Origin of the sequence: Paraclostridium sp., assembly GCF_051657365.1 — a bacterium.
GTDB lineage: Bacteria > Bacillota > Clostridia > Peptostreptococcales > Peptostreptococcaceae > Paraclostridium.
The window spans coordinates 21955-42715 of sequence record NZ_JBOFKN010000029.1 but is presented as its reverse complement, the minus strand read 5'-3'; the positions used below and the strand labels follow the sequence as shown (position 1 = coordinate 42715).

The window sequence follows — 20761 nt, the reverse complement described above, 5'->3', positions numbered from 1 at the left end:
AATACGATTAATTTATATTTATAAATGATTATAAAGTAATATAACTTAGACTTAAACATTAAAAATATTAAATACATTAAAATTGATTTAAACGATTAAAAAATTAGGAGGACTAAAAATGAAAGAAGGATTTGTAGTTTTTTTTGATACACCACACAATACTCATGATTTTTCTGAGATTGATGGAATTTTTTTCAAAAATAGAGGAGAAACATTCAATGATATAGATAGAAGATTAATTGGTTTTAAAGATTTTATAAAAGAAAATGGATTAACACCAACTACATATGAAATACAAGATTTAAAAACAAAAAAAAATAAAATATACACAATTTCAGAATCTATAAAAAATGAATATGAAAATTTCGAAATAAATATGCTTTCACTATCAAAAGATTATATTTTTGAAAATAGCTTTAAAATAGAAGTTTATAAAACTTTATACAATTATCATAAGTATACTGGAAATTTAAAAGAAACTTTAGCTTTTTTATACGAAGAATTTTTAAAATGCGATGGATTTTCTTTAGCAACACATGAAGATATAGAAATATTCCTGAATAAAATTCGGTAATTTGCAAATAACAAATTACTTATATATAATTTGTTATATATAGGTAATTTATTTCGGAGGTGTCTTATGACAAATAATTTTTTTAAAATCACTTTGCCTTATTCTGAAGAAACATTTATACAAAATAAAGGTGAAGGAATTTTCGCTACAGCTTGCAGTGAAATAGATTTCAATAAAATACATAATCAATTTTATTTTGGAGAAGCTTATGTTATAGCTAGAAATGATTCCATTTATTACCCAACTTTAATCTCTTACGGAGATAAATTAAAGGTTAAATGTAATGGGATAAATAGAGCTATACTAGACAAAGAAATTTTGTTGGAGTTACTAAAAAAAACAGATCCACTTGAAAATCTAAAAAAAATTACACTTGTAAAAAAATGTGGCAATTGTGGTAAAACAGATATTATAAAGTACAAGGATAATAAATAGGTGTAAAATGAAAGCATTTAATAAAAAGAGAAAAAGAAAACATTCACCAAAAATAAGAAAAATTAACAATATATTTAATTTTAAAAAAATAAAACTTAAATATCCATACAACGAATCTTTAATTATAAAAAAATATAAAACTTTTTTTATTTCCAAAGATACAAAAAAAGTAGTTAGACAAATAGTTTTCAAGATAACAGATTCTATAAATCTTAGCTGTATAAGCGGTAATGGATTAGGATATCTTTGTTCTAAAAATTATTGGGAAGTAGCTTTGATTAAAGAAAACTCTCTAATACCAAATACGTTAAAACCTGGATTAATTCCAGAAAAAGTAGAAGAAATAATAGAAAAATTAAAACTACTTAATGAAGAAAAAGACATTTTAGAATATATGGAGCAGAAATAATTATGTTAGTAACAACAAATATAAAAGGATATGAATTTATAGAATTTTCTATGTCCCAAAAAAAATTAACAGATAATGGCATAGAAAAAATAAATAATCTTATCGATAAAAAATTTAAAAATATGTACAAAGAAGGTTTCGGCGGTGTCCTTCAATCTATCATGGTAACAACACAACCTTTTGAAAATTTTAATGCATTATCTCTTGTCTTCACTTGTACTATCGGTGGAAAAAACAATTTCTTTGTAAAAAATAAACTAGATTATATTCAAAAAACTTTTGAGGATATTCTAGATACTAAGTTCACAGAAGTTATAATACAAGTTCCTAAAGAAATTGAAAAAAAGGAGATTATAGAATGAAAACAATAGATTTCAATAAAACTAGCAACGAAGAAGCAATTTATATAACTATGAATATTTTGCAAGATTTCTTTCCTAAAACATATGAATTTATGATAAACAAAAATCCAAAAACTTTAGATGAATTTAAAATTATTTTATATAAAATAGATCGGACTATATTAAATGAAGAAACTAAAAAAGAAGTAGATTTATTAAAACATTTTGCTAGTAAAAATAAAGATATAAATAAAGAATTTGAGACTATGGAGCTAGATAACGATACTCCACAAGCTATTTTTAATAGATATAAAGCAGCATCTTGGGTAATAATTTCAAATTCTCCAATTTTATATTCAAAGGAATTTTTATGGTTTTAATAAAATTAATAATATTAATAATTGTAGTTATATTTGCTACAGCATTTGTTACAAGGAGTTTATAATGGAAATGATTAATATAAAAATAAATAAAAAGTTATTAGATATTTTAGAACATTTAGAAAAAGAAAGAATATCAGATAAATTACAAAAGAAAACATCAGGCACTAGAAATCCTATTTATATAGTAGAAGATTGTAATTATATAGATTGTTTGCCAGAAGATGCAGATAAGGCATTATTAATACCTTACAACTCTTTTGAAGGATACACTTTAAAACAAATACATAATGGAACATTGAAAAAAGATTTTGATTTAAGCGATTGTTTAAATGACTCATTAAAAGATGCAATGGACTTAGAAGAGGTCAAAGATATTCTTGAAACGTCTAAAGAGTCAGAAAATCTTATGTACAGCCGTACAACATATCAATGTCTAAATTGGGAAGAAAAAGCTATCTTTTTAAATTATAAGGATGCTTCTGATTATATGAAATATCAATCACATAATTTAAGCCCAGATAGTAGAATATACGTTAAATCTCTAGGATACGATAATAGAAGTGTTTTTCCTAAATTTCTTGATATTTTAGAGAATGAAACTTTAATAGAAAGAGAATAGAATAATGAATATAATAGAAACTTTAAAAAAATTACCACAATATGAGGAGTTAAAAAATTTAACAGTAAATAAATATATTAAAGGAGATTCACCAAATACATCAGAAATTTTAAATTTTATAAAAAAATATGGAGCTATTGGTTTCGAAATCTTTAAAGCTCATAGTTTATCAGAAGGACTATATTGTTATCCTACAAAAGAGTTAGAACTTTTTTTAAAAGAAGAAATATCAAATTATAAAAATCCAATAGAAATAGGAGCTGGTAACGGATACTTAAATAAAATAATTGGAATAAGAGGAACTGATTCTATGATTCAATTAACACCATCTATAAAAGCATATTATGAATTGAATAACCATTATCCATTAAACTATATTAATAAAAATATTGAAAAACTAACAGATTTAGAGTCTATAGAAAAATATAAACCAGACTTAGTTATAGCTAGTTGGGTTACTCAAAAAACATCTTTGGAAAAATATGACGAGGGATTTATACATGGTGTCCAAGAAATCAAATGGTTAGAAGAAAATTCTGTAAAAAAATATATTTTTATAGGAAATTTCAAAACTCATATGAATAAAAATATTTTCGATTTAAAAGAATTAGAAAAAATAATTAAAAAGAAAAATAATAAAATAGGTTTTGATGTTGAATTTATTTTAGGAGGAGGTTCTTTTTCTAGAAGCGAATTAGTCGAACAAAATTTTATTAGTGTAATTACTAAAAATAATTCTGGAGAAGTTACTTATAAAACAAATGATAAAAGAAATATTCATAACTTTGTATTCAATTTACGTGAATTATTATAAATTTGTAAATTATTAAACATTATGTTATTATAATATATATGTTTTGAGAGTATTGATTTTTAAATTCTATAAGTGAGATATACCGTAATAAAGTTTATCACTTATAAAACTTTCGTTTCTTATAAAAATTTAGAAACTTATTTTATTTTTTTACGTCAATTAAAAAAAGAGCAAGTTGGATTTAGGGAAACCTATATCGCATGTGTGCTCTTTTTTTTTATTTTTTTAGCGGATGGAATTTCCCACCCACCCACCAAAAATTAGAAAATATAATGATACTATGGCAGTTTCTATTTTTAATATATTTCGGTCTTCATTATATCTTGAAAACTAGCTATTAATTTATTTGATAAATATTTAGTAATTTCACTTATATTCTTTAAAGCCTCATCTTTTTTGGCAACTGAATCTTTAGTAGACTTGGTATATTCTTCAAAAGGTCCTGAGTAAACAGAAATTATATATTCTTTTTGCCCAGATATAAGGCTCGTTGTTTTAATTATTACATTTCTATAGAAATGAATTTTATCAATAGAAGTTAAACTATCATTAGTTAATCTTTCAATAAAATTTATTATCTTTTTATTCGTCAAATCTAATGTAGTTTCATTTATATTATTTCTCTCAACAATAAGCCTAAGTTCATTTTCGATATTGTGGAACATTAATGATAAATAAGTTTTTATGAATAGTCTATAATCATCACTTCCCATATAAGAATTATCGGCTATCATCTTTTTCATTTCTATTAACTCAACTTCAAACTTGGAAATTTTATCCTCTTGCTTTCTATAAGATTGTTTGAATAAATCAAATAGTTCTTTATTTTGATTTAATTTAACTTTTTCTCCATCAGTTTTAATATCATCTGATTGTTTAGCTGAATTTATTTTATTAGTAAAGTAATTTTTCAAAAAATGAACTGTAGTTCCTAACAATATTCCTGTTATTCCAAATTCTATGTATTTCTTTTCCATATCATCTCCTAATAAACTGCCATTATAAAATTATACTCTTAATCACGATTTTGAAAAATTTGATTTTATTTAATATAATTTTTTTATTAATTAAATTATATACGGAGGTTTTTAATATGTTTATGTCTAGAGAAGCATCTATAAAAGTTCAGGAAATAGATGATTTACTTTGTGGAACTATTTTAGTTCATATGCTTGATCCTAAAATAATAGCTAAAAAAAATTCTAAAAATAGCAAAGGGGTTTACTTTGATGATGAAGATGCTCCAAGTATAACTAAAGCTAAAATAGTTAAGGTTAGTAGAAGTTTACCAGAAGAAATGAGAATGTTCTTAGAAAATAAATTAGCTATGGTTAATATTTATTCTGGTAAAGACTATTGGAAAAATGATGAAACTGGAGAATTGTTAATACTTATGAATTTAGAAGGTGTTCTATCTGTATTAAAGAGCAATAAAAAAGGAAAAAAAATTGAAAAGAAATAACTCAAAAGAAATATCATTAAATCTAATTCATAGTTCAAGGAGAAGTGGAAAGAGTCATAATTTAGTTAATGAAGCTTTAACTTATGCTATTAAAAATAAAAAAAATAAAATTAGCATTATAACTGTTAATAGAGAAAATATAGCCGATATAATTTGCTGTAATTTTTATGTTGATGAAGTTATAAAAAAATCTTTAAGCCACTTAAAATTAAAAACAAAGATAGGAATAATTGATGTTGCTATTCTTAGTTTTGAAAGTGCTTTAAGACCTAGAAGAAACTTTGGAGAAAAGATATATTTTGATGAATTTGCAATCGAAAGAAATTTAAAAGCTTCATTAAAATTATTAAATATACTATCAAATAATAATGTAAAAGAAATAGATTGTTATTTTACCAGTCTTATTCCTAATTTAAATAAAACATTATTTGATTTAGTTATATATTATATAAAAAATGGAAGACATATAAATGAATTAAAAAAACAATTACTTCATCACTACAAAAAAGAAGAAATAGAGAACCATTGGAATATCTTAGCTGATAGTGTATATGTAACTACCAATTCAAATATAACTATAAAAGAAGAGTATATAAATACAATTAACACCAAACTTAACACAGTAACTTCTTACATGGATTTATTTTCATTAGAACAAACTATATTTAATAGTTTTATTTCTAAAGATTTATATGGATTCTTTTTTGAAAATAAACCTTTATACAAAAGATTAAATTCATATGCTTGTTCCAGAATGAATAAAATTAAAGAAAAATTAAAAGAGACGAATTCGTCTCAAAAAAGTTAAAGGTGATAAAAATGATTCTAAAGGTGATAACGAAGTTTTTCAAAAAGTACAAGAAAAAACAAAAAGGTATCATTAAAATAAATGGAAATATTATAAGAATAGATAACGATATAGAAAGTTTACAAATAAATAATGGAAATATTTTTATAAACGGTAAGAAACTTAAACATGAAAATAAAGATGAAAAAGTAATTAACGTTGCTGTTTATGGATTGGTAGAAAAAATTGATGTAGATAGATGCAACGAAATTAAAGTTGATGGAAACGTTAACTACTTAAAAAATACAAGCGGTGAAATGTTTATTAAAGGTGATGTTTATTCTGCAACAACAGTTTCAGGTAATATAAATTGCAAATCAATAATAGGAAATGCAAATAGTGTATCTGGGAATATTTCAAAAAGAATTTAGGAGGAAATAAATGATAAGATTAATTTTAGGAGCAACAGCAACAGTAGCTACAGGACTTGTTTTAAGCACATACAAGAAATGCCCGTCAGATAGTTTGCTTGTTAGGTATGGAATAGGTGGAACAAAGGTTTTAGAAGGTAAGGGACTATTTGTTATTCCATTCTTACAAAGTCATAAACTTATGAGTCTTAACCCACACAACTTAGACATAGCACTTGATGAAGATTCAGGAGTTGCAACTAAGGATAAAATAAGAATAGAAGTTGAAGCTGATGCTACATTTGCTGTATCCAAAGAAGAAAAAGAAAGAAAAGTAGCTACTGAAAGATTACTTAACTTTAAACAAGAAAATACAGTAGCATTAGTTAAAGAAATTTTAACAGGACAATTAAGATCAATAGTTTCTGAAATGAATTTTGAAGACTTATTAGAAAATAGAAAAAAATTAATGGAAAAAGTTTCTGAATCTACTGAAATTGAATTAAGTAAGTTTGGTTTAGATTTAATGAATTTCAATATTAAAATGATAAAAGACCTTGATGGAATAGTAGAACAATTAGGTAAAAAAGCTAGTGCTGCTGCTAGATCTGGCTCTGAAATATCTATAGCTGAACAAGAAAAAAATTCAGCTACAGCTATCGCCAACTCTACAAAAGAAAAAGAAGTTTCTATAGCTAAAACAAATTCAGAAAAAACTAAACAAGTTGTTGAATATAAAATCGACGAATCAGCAGCAGAACAAAAAGAAATAGCTGAAATAGCTGAACTTGAATATAATACATCTCTTAAAAAATCAAATATCAAAATAGAAACTGAAAAGAAAATAGAATTAAATAATATAAATTCTAAAAAAGAAATAGAGTTAAGTGATGAAAAAAGTAAACAAGAAATAACAGATGAAAAAATAGTAACAATAAAAAAAGAATACTCTTTATCTTTAGAAGAAAAAAGAATTGAAGAAATCACTTCAATAACTATAGAAAACGAGGCTAACAAATTAACAGCAGAAAACGAACTAGAAATAGCTAAAGTTACAGCTGATAAGACTTTAATTATAGCTGAGGCTAATGCTAAAGCTATAAAGCTAGAAGCTGAAGCTAATGCGTCTGCTGAAACTTTACCTTTCTCTAAAAGAGTAGATATAGAAAAAAGATTAGTTGAAATATATGGAGTTGATGGAGCTTTAAAAATTAAATTAATGGAAACTCTTCCTAAATTAACTGAACATTATGTAGATGCTATGAATAATATTACTATTGATAGTATTAATGTTATAACTAATGGTAATGAAGATAATAGAGGTGCTATTGGTGGTGAAATAGGATCTACTGTAAATAATCTTGTATCTAGTATTCCTATGATTAAAATGGCTAATGATTTAGCTAGAGGTCTTAACTTCCCAGAAATTAATCTAACAGGTAATAACAAAGAGCAACAAGTATTTGCAGAATTAAAACCTTTAACTATAAAACCTGAAGAAAACATAACTTTATTTAAAAATGAAACTGAAGTAGAAATTGAAAATCAATAAAAAAAGGCATTCTTTTGAGTGCCTTTTTTTATTAGTTTATATTATTCTCAATTCTCTAAGATTCGTTTTTATTTTAACGTATAAATACGGATTTTTCTTATGAAAAATCTCAAATAATGGCACTCCTCCACCTTGTGATTCCATTTTTTTTGTAAATCTAATAGCTAACTCAAAATTCATTTTTTCAGGATTACAATGATATGATACACACGTTTTAGGTCTATCTTTATATATTACACATCCTTTTTCTGGATAACTATATGGACAAAAACTAACATGTTTTATTCCATCTTTATTTATTCTATCTACAAAATCATTTATTATCTCATTTGTAAGTTTACTAGCCAAAATTTCTAATTCATCTTTTGATATCAGTGTTACTATACTGCAGCAGTGATTGCAATTATTACAATTTCCATTTTCATCTGAAAGAATTTCAATTCCATTCATTTCATTAATTATCTTCATGTCTGATTCTGCTTTTTTTAACATTTCAACATTGTTAGATTTCTTTAATTTCCTTACCATTATACACACTCCAGTTATTTTAATTTTAAACTGTATACTCTAATTTCTTTATAAATATATTTATTCAAAATATATAATATTCTATGTCATCAATATAGCTAACAACATAATTTATTTTCAACCATATATTAGATAATTCACATTATAACATAAAAAAAAGAGGATCATTCCTCTTTTTTAAAATTTTATTTCATTAAATTTATAACCAATACCAAGAGAATTTCTATATTTAGAATCCTCTCCTTCGAATAGAATTTCTAAATATTTTTCATCACCAAATCTAAGACCACTAGCTATATATAAGCCATTACTTTTAGAATCTAAATCACTAGATAATCCTATTCTAAATACAGGCATAACATGATTAGGCAACTCTTCTATTTTATGTTTTAAATAAAAAGGAATTCCTACTCCTGTATAAAAATTCGAATAGTCATTTTGTTCATCCATAAATTTAATTTGATTTCCAACAACTAAATTTATTTCTGATACACTTCTGTTTATCTCAATTTTTTTTCCATATTCAACTGTAACAGGAAATGAAAATCCCTTTGTCGTTTCTATTCCAATACTTAAATTTACAAAATCTTCTTTCATGAAAACATCAGCCTTTGACAATCCAAATAAAGAAAACATAAACAATAACATAAATATTTTTTTCATAATTATTTCTCCTTTGTTTTTTTTAGTTGTTCTTCTATTTTATTCATTTTTGTTAATTTGTCATTTTTTCCATTTATTAATAAAACTATTTTTAACCCTTTCCATATTCCAAATAGTAAACTTTCGATTTTTCTCATAATTTAATCTCCTTAATTAAACCATCTAAATTTAACTTTCACAGCTCCGCCATTTTTACTCTTAAAATAATTCAATAGGCTTGTTGTTATACTTGAATTTTGATCACCATATGCGCCTTGACTTGCACTCCACACGAAAATATATTCTGATAAAGTATCAACTACTATTCCAACTTTGTTCGTAAACTTAGATCCATTTAAGGCTATTGAAAAAATTGAATTTCCAAATAAATTTGTAGCTCTAACTTCTGATAATGTCAATCCACTTCCTTCTATATTTCTTGGAGATAAATTACCCATAGTTCCATTTCTAAAGCCCCATGCTGTTTCTCCTGGCCATTGTCTAACATCTAATGTATAAGTAATTTGATTACTCTTACCTCTTAAATCACTCATAGCAATTTGCCCACCAGTTCTTCCTGCAAGCTTTCTCACATCAGAGTCATTTAATGATATTTGCCCACCTCTACCTAATTCACTTCTAACATCATATAGCCCTATTGTTCCTGTTGGAGTTGCTTTATTTATGTTTTTATTCATCTCTATATCTCCTATAACTTATATTTTTCTAATATAATTGGCCTAATCACTTCTTTTGATATAGTTTTAATACTATGCGGATTAATGTTATTTAAATATAATATCAAATCATCAATATTATCTTCTGAAGATAATAATCCATTGTTTTTCATAAACATGATTTGTTGAACTGCCTCCACTTCACTATTGAAAAAAACAATCTTTTTATTTAAATAATATTCTAAAAGTTCTTCCTTAGAATAATTTTCATTCCACTTATTTTCTTTATTATCCCAATATCCATTTATTATGAAATCAGGTTTTGGAATATATATTAACTCATTATCATCATTAATATACTCTCCTGGTAATAATTTTTTTATACCTTTCTGAACTTGAATATATATAGGCATTTCTATAATAGAATCAGATATCTCATCATACCAAGGACAATTAGGTATTGATGTTCCCTCATATTCACCAACATCTTTACCATATTTTTCTATGTAATTATCAATTCTAGTTTCTGACTCTTCATAAATCCATATCCCGTTATTTTTGGCATATTTTTTACTCAAATAAAAAAATTTATTTTCCATTTTTTAGATCACTCCTTTTAAAATTAAAAGATTTTCCAGTTTCTCAATTTGTTTTTGTTGTTCTTGTATAGCTCTCCATAATAAAGGAGTTATTTTGGCATAATCTATCGTTTTTATTGGAATGTCGCCTATTTTATTTCTAATGTCATCAGAAAGATCATTTCTATGATTGACTGGTGCTTCTTGAATAATTTGTGGTAATATTTTTTCAATTTCTTGAGCTTTAAACCCTATTTGAATTTTACCTTCTTCATTGTAACCCAATTCTTTTGCAAATTCATTTTGTTCATAATAATAAGGATTAATGCTCATAATCATATTTAAAGCTCCATTTATTTCTTTGAAATTTTTCTTTAATCTTTCATCAGAGTAATAAGCAATTATATTATTTGTGCATGTTATATCGTTTCCAGCAACATGAATAGGTTTGTTATTATAAGTTCTTATCCATGTAGAATCTGTCATATACCATCCTCCACCATAACTTTCTGAGTACCATCCCGTATTGCCAGTAGTTCTAATCCAATTACTTAATTTTATAGTTCCATATGATCCTCCATCAGACATATAACCATGTGAATGATTAACATTAGCTTTAGAATTTGGATCAAAGTTTCCAGTATGCCATACATTATTTAAGTAAAATCTCCTACTGTTATTAGCCCAATATGATAAACTTCCATCTCCTTCCCAATTAAATCCAGTATCATTGTCACCGATGGCTAATGAAACAGCTGGTTGTTGACCAGTTCCACCACTAAATTTAGATGCATCAATCATTGCTCTACCAGATATAGATAAAACACCTGACATACACACTTTTTGACCACCATCAGTCCAAATTCTAGCATCATAATCAGCTCCAGATCCGCTTAAATGTAAATCTAAATATCTTCCTAACTCGTGAACTCCTCCATATCCTGGATTTGTAAGTTTTTCATTCCTTACTTGAGCAACCATATTTGTTGTTGCATATTCTGTTGTAGAATTTGCTCCTATAGAACTTGAAGCACCCCAGTTGTTAACATTATTAAGACCTATAAAATATTTTAATTGACTTCCATTATAAACAAAACTTTGACCTGAATCTCCTTGTGAACCCCAGATATGAGTCGGATTCGCAGTACCCCATGCCCAATTCAATGCAACATTTGTAACATTACCAATTCCTAAATCTCCTTTTGTTGTACCATGTGGATTACTTCCTGAGCCAGGATGAGTATAATTATTTGCTCCTACAGCTATTCCATCTAATTTTGATTTGTCTCCTTTTGACATAAACCCATCTGTTGAACTCGTTGCAGTACTATGCCCATGACTCCCTTCTGCTTTCCCATTCCATTTAGTTTTTTCTGTATCAGTAACGTGCCTTGTATTTCCATCATTCGGGTGCACATAATTATTTGCTCCTGTAGCTATTCCATCTAATTTTGATTTGTCTCCTTTTGACATAAATCCATCTGTTGAACTTGTTGCAGCACTATGCCCATGATTAGAATTAGCTTTGTTTCCTAATTCAGATTTTATTGATGTGATTTCTCTTATGTTAGCATCAGCTTTTCCATTTACTTCAGTTATTTTCTTTGTTAATTCACTATCAATTAATTTTAAATTATCGATTTCAGTCAATACTTCAATAACTGTATCTGCTATGTTATCTTGTAAAAGTTTATTATCATTAACTATAGTTGTTATTGCCAAAATTTTATCATTTAATATTTTAGCTACTTTTGCACTAGATGAAGTATTACTATCATTGGCTTCTAGACTATCAGTAATTGGTCTCCAAGTATTAGTATTTACAGCACTTACAACAACCGTTCCATCTGGTTTTTTATCGATTACAATATTTGATCCAGCTTCTAAACTTATATTTGAATTACCATTATGTAAAACTAAATTTGTACCATCATAACTAGCTTGTAAATACATATTACTTTTTATGAATCCAGCGGGGATTTCATTTCCATTAACATCCAGTAATTTCAATTCATTTGTTAAATCAGAAAGTTTTACTCTTATAGGACCAGTATTAGTATTTTCAGCTTTAAAAATACAAACTAAGCCTTCATGAACATTGGTAAATCTATTTGTATATGATTCTAATTTTAATAAATTTGTACCTGTACATTTGAACGGCATAACTTTTATAAAACTAGGACTCATATTTATTATCGTTCTATATTTAGACATAAATAGTTTTCATCTCCTTATTTACTTTAATAAAAAGGTTATCACCAATATAAGCGATAACCTTAAAAAAACTATAACATGAACGGAACATCTAGTATAATAAATGCTTTTTTAACTCCATTTTCTGTTATAACTTTATATAACGATTGAACTATTCCTTCGCTATAAATATTCTTAGTAACTAATCCAACACCTATTTTTGATACAGAATAAATTTCGCCATTTGATAATTCATCTCCACTATCATCTTTGTATCCTGAAGGTATGTTGATTATGCCATCAAAAAAAACATTAAATTTATTATCATCTACTTTTATAGCTATTCCTTCTGCTGTTTGTTCTTTACTTACATCTACTTTTACCCATCCTTCTGGAGTGTAAAAAACAGGCTCAAAAACAAATCCATGATTAACTTTTTCTATAGTTAAAAACTTTTGTCCTTTTATTATCGCTATTTCTTCAGAATTAGAATTCAAAACTCTTTCTAATATTGCTAATTCTTCTTTAGATGCTTTTTTAGTAAGTTCTACAGCTATGTTATTAGCAAAGTTAGGGTCATTATTAATCGCATCAGCTAACTCTTTTAACGTGTCTAAAGTTCCAGGTGCAGAAGCAACAATTTTCTCTAATTCTTCTGCTATTTTTCCAATAGTTTCATTTTTATTGTAATAGTTTAACAACTCATTTTTATCAACTTTACTATCTGAAATATTACTTGTTATCCCTTCTAAAGAAGAAACTTTCGATTCTAAAGAGCTGAAGTTTGTTTTATCAACCTTATCAAGTGCTAAAGTTTGAATTTCTTGTTCGTTTTTTGTTGCTAAAGACTTTATATTTTCTACTTCTACTTTCGTTGCCTTTGAATCTATTTTGTTATTTATTTCTGGAATTACAGTATTCTCAATATTTAAAATTTTTGCAGATAGCGTTTTTACAAATTTAACTATTTTTTCTAAAGTAGAGAATTCTGAATCATTAACAATTAGTTTTTGATTTAACAGTTCTATATCAGAATTTATTTTAATTATTTTTTTGTCATTATCACTTTTGAAAACATTAAATTCTTTAACAAATTCAACTATTTTTTTAGATAAACTTAGTAAAGAAATTTTTGTTAATTTCATACACTCACCTCTATGGTTTATTAAAAAGGTGTGTGTTAATTAACACACACCTATAAAAATTATTTTAATGGAAATTTAGATTGACTTGCTGGTGCATCTTCAACAATACAAAGATTCCCTTCAGCATCTACAACAATATCTCCAATTACGTGAGAAGTCTCATCATATGTAGGTATAGACTCTGGTTTAGTTTTAGATCCGAATACAATTTCAGAATTAGCCGCAGTTCTATCAGTAGTTTCTTTTGTGATAGATGTCTTTAGCTCATTTTTATCTGCAGTCATAACACCAGATAAATCAGTTTTTACTTTTTCAATATTAGCATTCACAGTGTTTATTGCTGCTGTAAAATCATTTTCTAAAGTTGTTAACTCTTCTCTAATATTTGTTTCTAAAGCAGTTAATGCAGTAGTTTCAGCTTTTGCATCTAAAGCAGTTCTTAATCCTAAGATGTTATCAATAGCTAAGTTATCTAATAAAGTTTTGTTAGCTTTGATGAATGTGATAATTTCTTGTAGAGTATCTAAAGAAGTATCATCAACAGTTAATGTTTGAATAATTTGATTTACTTGCGTTTGAACTGCTGCTAATTCTTCTTTTGTTGCATTTTTAAGATCAATTGCAGCAAGTGCTTTTCTTAATTCTTTAACATCTAAAGCGTTCGATAAAAGTGTGATTTTTTTTAATTGTTGTGACATATTTTTCTCCTTAAATTTAGTATTTGATACCAGTTAAAATAATTTCATCAGAATAAACTACAGCATATTCTCCTTCATATTTAATCATAGTACCATCTGTATATTCTGTATTCTCTTGATATTCTTCAATACCAGTTGGGTCAAAATTTTCTCCAAGCACAATTTTAATTTCAGCAGTATTTATACTATCTGAAATATTGTTTTTTAGTTTTTCTTCTACTGCATTTATTTTAGTAGTTGTATCAACTCCAACTTGTTCAAAAGCATCCGTTATTTTTGCTTTTAAAGTTTCTATTACAGCTAATAAATCAGTTTTAGTAGTATTGTTAAGTTCTTCTAAATTAGTTTTAACATCATTTATTTTAGAATCTAATTCAGATGTAGTTATTTCAAATCTACTTAATAATTCATTAAATTCGATATTACCAACTTTAGTAGTTAGATTTTCTTCTAATGTTGTTATATTAGTTTTTATTGAAGAAATTTCATTTACAAGGTCAGTTATATTACCTTGAATTTCAGAAACTTCACTACCTAACAACATAAATTCTTCACCGTTATATATCCACATATATGGTGATCCTAATAGAATTTCTCCACCTACAAATGGTGTACCATCAAATTTTGTGGCATTTTTTATAGGAAGTGAGTCGATACTTATATTTATAGCTCCTGTATTTGTAGCATTAGCTATAAAGTAAATTATCATTCCTTTCTTGTAAGCTGAACACAAATTAGAGTTAGATGAAGTCAACACTATACTATTCGCACCAGTAGCCTGGTAAAAATGTATGTCATGTTGCTTTACGAAATCCAATTTAGTAATTCTTGATTTTGCCAATTTAAATATCACCTGCCTTTTGTGCATAAACTTAGAAAATTTTGGATTACAGAATAGACTAAATTTTATCAAAATTTGTAATTTTGTCATTTTAATGCCACTTGAATAATATAAATAAAAAAAAGTGACGAATTCGTCACTTTTTATTCTTTCCGTCACGACGGAAAGTTTTAATTTTAATAATCTAAATTAGCCTCCTCGTTTATTAATATGATAGCTTTCATCTTATTTTTATGCTTTATAACTTTAAATGCCAATTGATCAACATCAAGTTCTTGGCTTTTATATCTTGAGAATCCACCAACAACATTATGAGATACATAGTAATACTCGCCAGAAATAAATTCTTTACCTTCATCATCCAAAGCTCCTGCTGGAATTTCTATAGTTCCTTTAGTTACTAATATGTATGTCTCGTTATCTTTCTTTATGGCTACAGCATCAGCAATTCTTTCTAATGATAAATTAGCCATCTCCCAAACTTCACCAGCGTTATGTACTGCATTAAACAAGAAAGGATGATTTTTATAAGTTTCTTCAACAAAGTTATTTTCATATAATCTGTCATAGTCTGTAACAACTCCTTCGAGTTCTTCTATTCTATGTCCCATGTGTAAAATATCGCCTTTCATTGTATCAACAGTTTCTATAAGTTTATATAATGTTTCAACTGTAGAAACATTACCATTATCATCTATATTAAAGTTAGTTAATAAATTAAAATTAGCCTCGTCAGTTAATAATAATTGTCCTTTTAATTTATTATTTACAGCTACAGTTTTTAGAGCTATTTGTTCAACCCCATCTAAACATCTTGTTCTCATTAAAGCTCCATTAACATCTTGAGATACAAAATAATATTCACCTATTTGTAACTTATTTCCTTCATCATCTCTTATAGTGTCATCTAATTCAACTAGCCCAGAAAAGAAAACTCTAAAGTTATCATCATCTATTCTAGTAGCCCACCCATCTGCAGTATGCTCTTTTTTCAAATCAGCTATTTTCCATTTTCCTTCAAAATAACATACAAGTTGATTGTGGAATCCATGTTCTACCTGATGCACATCTATTGAAACTGCATTAACTGGTTTGTTCTCTGTAGAAACAACAGAATTAAATACGTACAATCCTTCTTCTGATACATGCATAATAGGTAAATCATTTAGATAAAAAACCATATTACCATTTTCTATATGTATTCCATTTTTATTTTCTATAGTCATATTATATTTAGGTTCATCAACAGAGTTAACGCCTATATTTCTTTTGAAAATACTATTCTTTGTAATTTCCATTCTTTCATGAAATAGTTTTAATAAATCAGTTTTATTAGAACTTATTTTTAAAGTCTTTTCTTTTAAATCATTTTCAGCATATATTTTAAATCCATGGTCTTTGGAAAAGAAATTTATTCCAATACCATTTTTAACATTGTTTATCGGAAAAGTTAAATTACCAAGTATTGCAGATCCATACTTAGATACAAAATTATTATTTAAATATCTAAATAAACTTCTAGCACCTTTCCATGAAAAAACTTTATTTTTTAATTCTTCTTCAGTTGCACTTTCATTATCTAAATCATTTTCATAATCATCAACTATATCTCTTTTAAGAGCTGCTTCGTTAAACAAATCAACAGCACCTTTTTGAGATAACACTTTAGTTTCTGAAGGTACTTCAACATTTTCAAACTCATTTGTTATATCAGTTACAGATACAGCATCAGTAGTTATTTTTTCACATACTTTTTTATAAAGTAAATTTGCTCCATCTTGAGATAATGCTTTTTTATTGGAAGGAGAATCTAAGTTATATTCATTCGTCAAATCTTTAAAATCAATCTTATTAACGTTTATATCATCATATAACTCTTTAGCACCCTTTTGAGATAATACTTTGAGAATTTCTCCAACTTCAGGATTGAATTCGTGAGTTATATCATCTATATTTATTTTCAAACTATTTATATCATCAAATAACTTTTTAGCTCCAGGTTGAGACAATACTTTTTTATAATCTAAAGGGTCTAAAATATAATTATCTGTAATATCAGATTTATTTATTTTTTCTGATAATACTTTGATTATTTCTTCTGGAGTTAGTAATTCTACCGTAGAATTATTTCTGTTCATTTGTTTAACCACCTTATTCAAGAGTAATACTTATAAAATCGTCACTGAAATTAGTTTCAACTAATTCTAATTCGCTATATATAAGAATCTCGTTATTGTTTGGACTTATTATAAATTCACCACAATGATTAAATAATCTTACTAAGTGAGTTCCATATATCAACTTAGCAAATAAAAATTTATTATTAAGTGAATTGTTGTTTATTAAATCTATCTTAGCAAAACCTTTTGTATCAGAGTGAAATACTTGAATAGTATTCATAGACAAACTTTCAGTTTTTATTCTGTAATATTTATTAGGAAGCAAAGCTATAAACTCTTTATTTTGTTTAACAATATTATCTTTCTTAATTTCTTTTTTATTAAAGTTAAAGAAAAATCCATTGTCAGAGAATCTTCCTAAAGTATATTCTCCAGATTTTGTATTAAAAGAGTGGCCATAATAAAGTGTATCTCCTGGTAAAATATCAAAACCATATTCATTTATAAATGTTTCCATTGAAATTTCATTATAAGAAATAAAATTAGATGTACTAATTAAATATTTATTTTCACCATTCTTATTTATATACGCTTTAACAACTATTCCGATTGGTGAGTTTTTAACATTGTCAAAACTATTATATTTACCACTTTCTTCTAGTGTTAATAAATCTCCTGTCTTAAATTTATAATTACTTTTTATTTCAACAAGACTATTTGTTTCATTATGCTTTTCAGTAACAATTTGTTTATCCTTAATTCCAATCTTTTTAACTCCTAGTTTTATGTTTACATAAATTCCTAAATTAACTTTAGTTCCAATAGCTTTTTCAATATTAGAATCTTTCTGATTGGAAATTCCTCCATCATGTTGTAAAAATAAAGTTGATCCAATAGGACTAACTAATTCTCCTTCTATAAATCCTGATGTTACAACTTGTACAGAATATTGAGTAACTTTTGAAACTATTCCGAAAACTTCTGCTGTTTCTATAAATTCACTGCTTGCTTTTATTAAAAATCCATTATCATCCATAATAACAGCATCAAATTTTTTAAGGTTATGATTTGTTTGATACGAAGTATAAGAATTATTTAATTCTGCTGACTTTTGAATATTTATTATTATTCCATTTTCACTTTGGATAGCAACTTCTTTTGAAATCAAATGAGAATTATCAATTCCTAAACTTCCATCTGGTTGTAGAAATAAAACAGTTCCACTACTAATGCCTTTTATAACTAAAGGTATTATTCCGCTAGTTGCTACATAAACATCATCACCTTTAATTTTTGATACAATACCAACAACTATAGATTCATCTAAAGAATTACAATTAGATAAAACTAAATCTGTATCTTGAAATCTAACGACATCCAATAGTTTAAATGAGTGATTCGGGACAGTTATCTTAAAATTTATACAGCCATTTATATCTAAATCAATATTAGAACTTGTTATAGCTCTTTTGTTTTGTTCATCCCAAACGAAAGGTTTTAAATTTTCCAACATTTCTGAATTGCTTCTGTTTAAAACTGGATTGATATTAGCTATAGATTCATTAGACTCATCATTTACAAATCCTGTGACGAATTCGTCCCTTATTTCATCAAATCCAAAAAAGTAGTCTTTAGATTGACCTCTATCAACATACATACCAGATTTTCCAAATGTTACTCCAGCTCCTTTTTCTCCATTGTTTAATTCCAAAATATTATCTTTGTATGTAACTTTTTCAGCATTAACTTCAACTATTTTAGAACTATCAGAAATATACATATTTCCAAAGAAATGTGCATCACCTAAAAATCTAGTAATACCTTTTATGCTAAGTTCCAAATCTTCATTTGATAAATTTATATTTTTAGATTTTATATCCATTATTCCATTTTCATTTGTAAAATTTATATTGAAATGATTATTTTCTGTTTTACCAGTTTCATTAGTATATATAACATTTCTATTATTGTTTATAGTCTCACCTGAAGTATTTCCAAATGTTATTTTTTTGTGATTATTTATGGTTTCTCCAAGTATATTTAAAAATTCAACAAACTTTGAATTAGATTTTATATAAGATGTAATACCACTGAAGTCTATATTTCCAGTATAATTTTTATCTCCATTTATTATGTTATCTCTCTCAAGAAGTTCATCTCTCAAAATATCTTTAGATATTTGTAAGTAATTTAATGTCTTGATAATCTTTCTCATAATTTCTACAGAAACATTTTTATTATTCTCATATTCTTTGTATTCTTCGTTTAAATCGCTTATGACATCACCTGCATACAAATTACCTAATCTTGTTATTATACCCTCTAAATCTCCTTCTGGTAGCTTTAAAATAGAAGAAAACTCATTAATAGTAGTTATTAATAATTCACTGTATGCTTTATCTGTAAAATCTTTATTTTCAAAAGAATTATAATAATCATCATTTATTCTAGATATCAACTTATCAACATCATAAGTCCTAATGGTTCTAGTTATATATTTATTATGTTCTATATCATTTACATTAATAATTCTCTTTGTATTTTCATCAATAGCTATATTAAATGTTCTATCAAATCCTTCATAAATTTTAGATAAAATCATTCTTAATGTTTTATTAGTGATATTCTTTTGAATATCATTACCATACAAATCAACGTCATTGGAATCTACTTCTATCCTCTCAACTCCTAATTGATCTAAAAATGTATTTAAAACTATAGTTTTATAATAATCATCATTTATTTGATTAACAATTTTACTAACATCTAAATTACTTATATGAGAAGGGTGTCTCAATGGATTTGAATTTTCATCAGAAAGGACCATTATTCTTCCATCATTTATCTTAGCTTCTTGATTTATAGAGCTATCATCTTTTTCTATAATTACTCTATCACTTATATGAGATAACATCACTGAATTTCTAGCTATATCAGCTTCCTCTAAAGTTACAGAAAACCATCTTTTAATAGCTTGATTGTACATTATTATATCTTTATCAAGAGGTTCTACATTTCTGTTATTAGAATTCTCTACTCTTGGTCTAAAGTTTCTTAAAACAGTTTCATCACTAGCTACCATCCATTTAGAAAATTTAATATCATAAATATATTCAGTTATTGCATTAATATCATATCTTCCAGCTTCAAAATCTTTTACATATGCAAAATCTCCATGCTTACATTTTTCGTTTGGATGTTGTGCAATTAATCCTTCGTACGTCTTAAAAAAACCTTTAAATGAAGATTTTCTTATTATCTCTTCTTTCACTTCATCAGATAATCCACTATCTCCAAGAGAGGAATCAACATTAGAATTATCCCCAACTATAGAACTTATTTTGTCTTTAAGTTCTTCGTACTCTTCCTTTGAAATAATGCCTTTATCATTAAGTAATCCAAGCATTATTGAAATATCCAGTTTAAAATCATCTGTTTTTTCAGATTCGAGCTTTATATCATATAAAAGTTCTTTTAAAATTAATTTCAAATAAGAAACTTCAAGCTTACCCTTTTCTCCTATTTTTTCTATATCTAAAATCTTTTTAGGCAA

At 26.1% G+C, this 20761-nt stretch carries 23 protein-coding genes; 11 read left to right on the top strand and 12 right to left on the bottom strand.

Going from position 1 to position 20761, the window contains the following annotated elements; translation table 11 throughout:
• Positions 1-118: 118 nt before the first annotated feature.
• The 7 genes from ACRCYC_RS01925 (at position 119) to ACRCYC_RS01895 (ending at position 3575) form a co-directional block, all read left to right on the top strand.
• Positions 119-574, top strand: a complete 456-nt coding sequence (locus ACRCYC_RS01925; RefSeq protein WP_438532746.1) for a hypothetical protein — start codon at positions 119-121, stop codon at positions 572-574.
• Between the two features lie 66 nt (positions 575-640).
• Positions 641-1009: a hypothetical protein gene (locus ACRCYC_RS01920; protein ID WP_438532745.1), complete on the top strand. Its 369-nt coding sequence runs from the start codon at positions 641-643 to the stop codon at positions 1007-1009.
• Between the two features lie 7 nt (positions 1010-1016).
• On the top strand, positions 1017-1418 hold the full coding sequence (locus tag ACRCYC_RS01915; RefSeq protein WP_438532744.1) for a hypothetical protein: 402 nt from the start codon (positions 1017-1019) through the stop codon (positions 1416-1418).
• 2 nt (positions 1419-1420) lie between these two features.
• Positions 1421-1780 (top strand): hypothetical protein, encoded by a 360-nt coding sequence (locus ACRCYC_RS01910; protein WP_438532743.1) that lies wholly within the window; start codon positions 1421-1423, stop codon positions 1778-1780.
• A complete protein-coding gene (locus ACRCYC_RS01905) occupies positions 1777-2139 on the top strand; it encodes a hypothetical protein (RefSeq protein ID WP_438532742.1) in 363 nt (120 codons plus the stop codon). Before ACRCYC_RS01910 ends, ACRCYC_RS01905 begins: the two co-directional genes overlap by 4 nt.
• Positions 2140-2203: 64 nt before the next feature.
• On the top strand, positions 2204-2761 hold the full coding sequence (locus ACRCYC_RS01900) for a hypothetical protein (protein WP_330112598.1): 558 nt from the start codon (positions 2204-2206) through the stop codon (positions 2759-2761).
• A gap of 4 nt (positions 2762-2765) precedes the next feature.
• Entirely contained in the window at positions 2766-3575 is an 810-nt protein-coding gene (locus ACRCYC_RS01895; protein ID WP_330112599.1) for a hypothetical protein, read from the top strand.
• Positions 3576-3871: 296 nt separating this feature from the next.
• On the opposite strand, the gene ACRCYC_RS01890 is transcribed toward ACRCYC_RS01895, so the two are convergent.
• Positions 3872-4552: a hypothetical protein gene (locus tag ACRCYC_RS01890; RefSeq protein ID WP_330112600.1), complete on the bottom strand. Its 681-nt coding sequence runs from the start codon at positions 4550-4552 to the stop codon at positions 3872-3874.
• A 116-nt stretch (positions 4553-4668) separates the two neighbouring features.
• On the opposite strand from ACRCYC_RS01890, the gene ACRCYC_RS01885 reads away from it, so the two are divergent.
• The 4 genes from ACRCYC_RS01885 to ACRCYC_RS01870 are packed head-to-tail and all read left to right on the top strand — an operon-like array spanning position 4669 to position 7786.
• A complete protein-coding gene (locus tag ACRCYC_RS01885; RefSeq protein WP_330112601.1) occupies positions 4669-5037 on the top strand; it encodes a hypothetical protein in 369 nt (122 codons plus the stop codon).
• A complete protein-coding gene (locus ACRCYC_RS01880) occupies positions 5024-5845 on the top strand; it encodes a hypothetical protein (RefSeq protein WP_330112602.1) in 822 nt (273 codons plus the stop codon). Before ACRCYC_RS01885 ends, ACRCYC_RS01880 begins: the two co-directional genes overlap by 14 nt.
• Positions 5846-5856: 11 nt before the next feature.
• Positions 5857-6255, top strand: a complete 399-nt coding sequence (locus ACRCYC_RS01875; RefSeq protein WP_330112603.1) for a hypothetical protein — start codon at positions 5857-5859, stop codon at positions 6253-6255.
• A 10-nt stretch (positions 6256-6265) separates the two neighbouring features.
• Positions 6266-7786, top strand: a complete 1521-nt coding sequence (locus ACRCYC_RS01870; protein ID WP_438532740.1) for an SPFH domain-containing protein — start codon at positions 6266-6268, stop codon at positions 7784-7786.
• A 36-nt stretch (positions 7787-7822) separates the two neighbouring features.
• Here the strand turns inward: ACRCYC_RS01870 and ACRCYC_RS01865 are convergent, their stop codons facing one another.
• The 11 genes from ACRCYC_RS01865 to ACRCYC_RS01815 form a co-directional block, all read right to left on the bottom strand.
• Positions 7823-8314 carry a YkgJ family cysteine cluster protein gene (locus ACRCYC_RS01865; protein WP_438532739.1) on the bottom strand — a complete coding sequence of 164 codons (492 nt, stop codon included), beginning with the start codon at positions 8312-8314 and terminating at the stop codon, positions 7823-7825.
• A gap of 177 nt (positions 8315-8491) precedes the next feature.
• Positions 8492-8977: a hypothetical protein gene (locus ACRCYC_RS01860; protein WP_330112606.1), complete on the bottom strand. Its 486-nt coding sequence runs from the start codon at positions 8975-8977 to the stop codon at positions 8492-8494.
• Between the two features lie 2 nt (positions 8978-8979).
• Positions 8980-9114, bottom strand: a complete 135-nt coding sequence (locus ACRCYC_RS01855) for a hypothetical protein (RefSeq protein ID WP_330112607.1) — start codon at positions 9112-9114, stop codon at positions 8980-8982.
• A 12-nt stretch (positions 9115-9126) separates the two neighbouring features.
• Positions 9127-9654 carry a hypothetical protein gene (locus tag ACRCYC_RS01850; protein WP_438532738.1) on the bottom strand — a complete coding sequence of 176 codons (528 nt, stop codon included), beginning with the start codon at positions 9652-9654 and terminating at the stop codon, positions 9127-9129.
• 11 nt (positions 9655-9665) lie between these two features.
• On the bottom strand, positions 9666-10232 hold the full coding sequence (locus ACRCYC_RS01845; protein WP_438532737.1) for a hypothetical protein: 567 nt from the start codon (positions 10230-10232) through the stop codon (positions 9666-9668).
• Positions 10233-10235: 3 nt separating this feature from the next.
• Positions 10236-12425, bottom strand: a complete 2190-nt coding sequence (locus tag ACRCYC_RS01840) for a tail fiber domain-containing protein (RefSeq protein WP_438532736.1) — start codon at positions 12423-12425, stop codon at positions 10236-10238.
• A 71-nt stretch (positions 12426-12496) separates the two neighbouring features.
• Positions 12497-13549, bottom strand: coding sequence for a hypothetical protein (locus tag ACRCYC_RS01835; RefSeq protein WP_438532735.1), 1053 nt, complete (start codon positions 13547-13549; stop codon positions 12497-12499).
• 59 nt (positions 13550-13608) lie between these two features.
• Positions 13609-14247, bottom strand: coding sequence for a hypothetical protein (locus tag ACRCYC_RS01830; protein ID WP_330112611.1), 639 nt, complete (start codon positions 14245-14247; stop codon positions 13609-13611).
• 16 nt (positions 14248-14263) lie between these two features.
• Entirely contained in the window at positions 14264-15088 is an 825-nt protein-coding gene (locus tag ACRCYC_RS01825; RefSeq protein ID WP_330112612.1) for a hypothetical protein, read from the bottom strand.
• Positions 15089-15264: 176 nt separating this feature from the next.
• Positions 15265-17226 carry a hypothetical protein gene (locus ACRCYC_RS01820; protein WP_330112613.1) on the bottom strand — a complete coding sequence of 654 codons (1962 nt, stop codon included), beginning with the start codon at positions 17224-17226 and terminating at the stop codon, positions 15265-15267.
• Positions 17227-17239: 13 nt separating this feature from the next.
• Positions 17240-20761 carry a hypothetical protein gene (locus tag ACRCYC_RS01815; protein WP_438532734.1) on the bottom strand — a complete coding sequence of 1174 codons (3522 nt, stop codon included), beginning with the start codon at positions 20759-20761 and terminating at the stop codon, positions 17240-17242.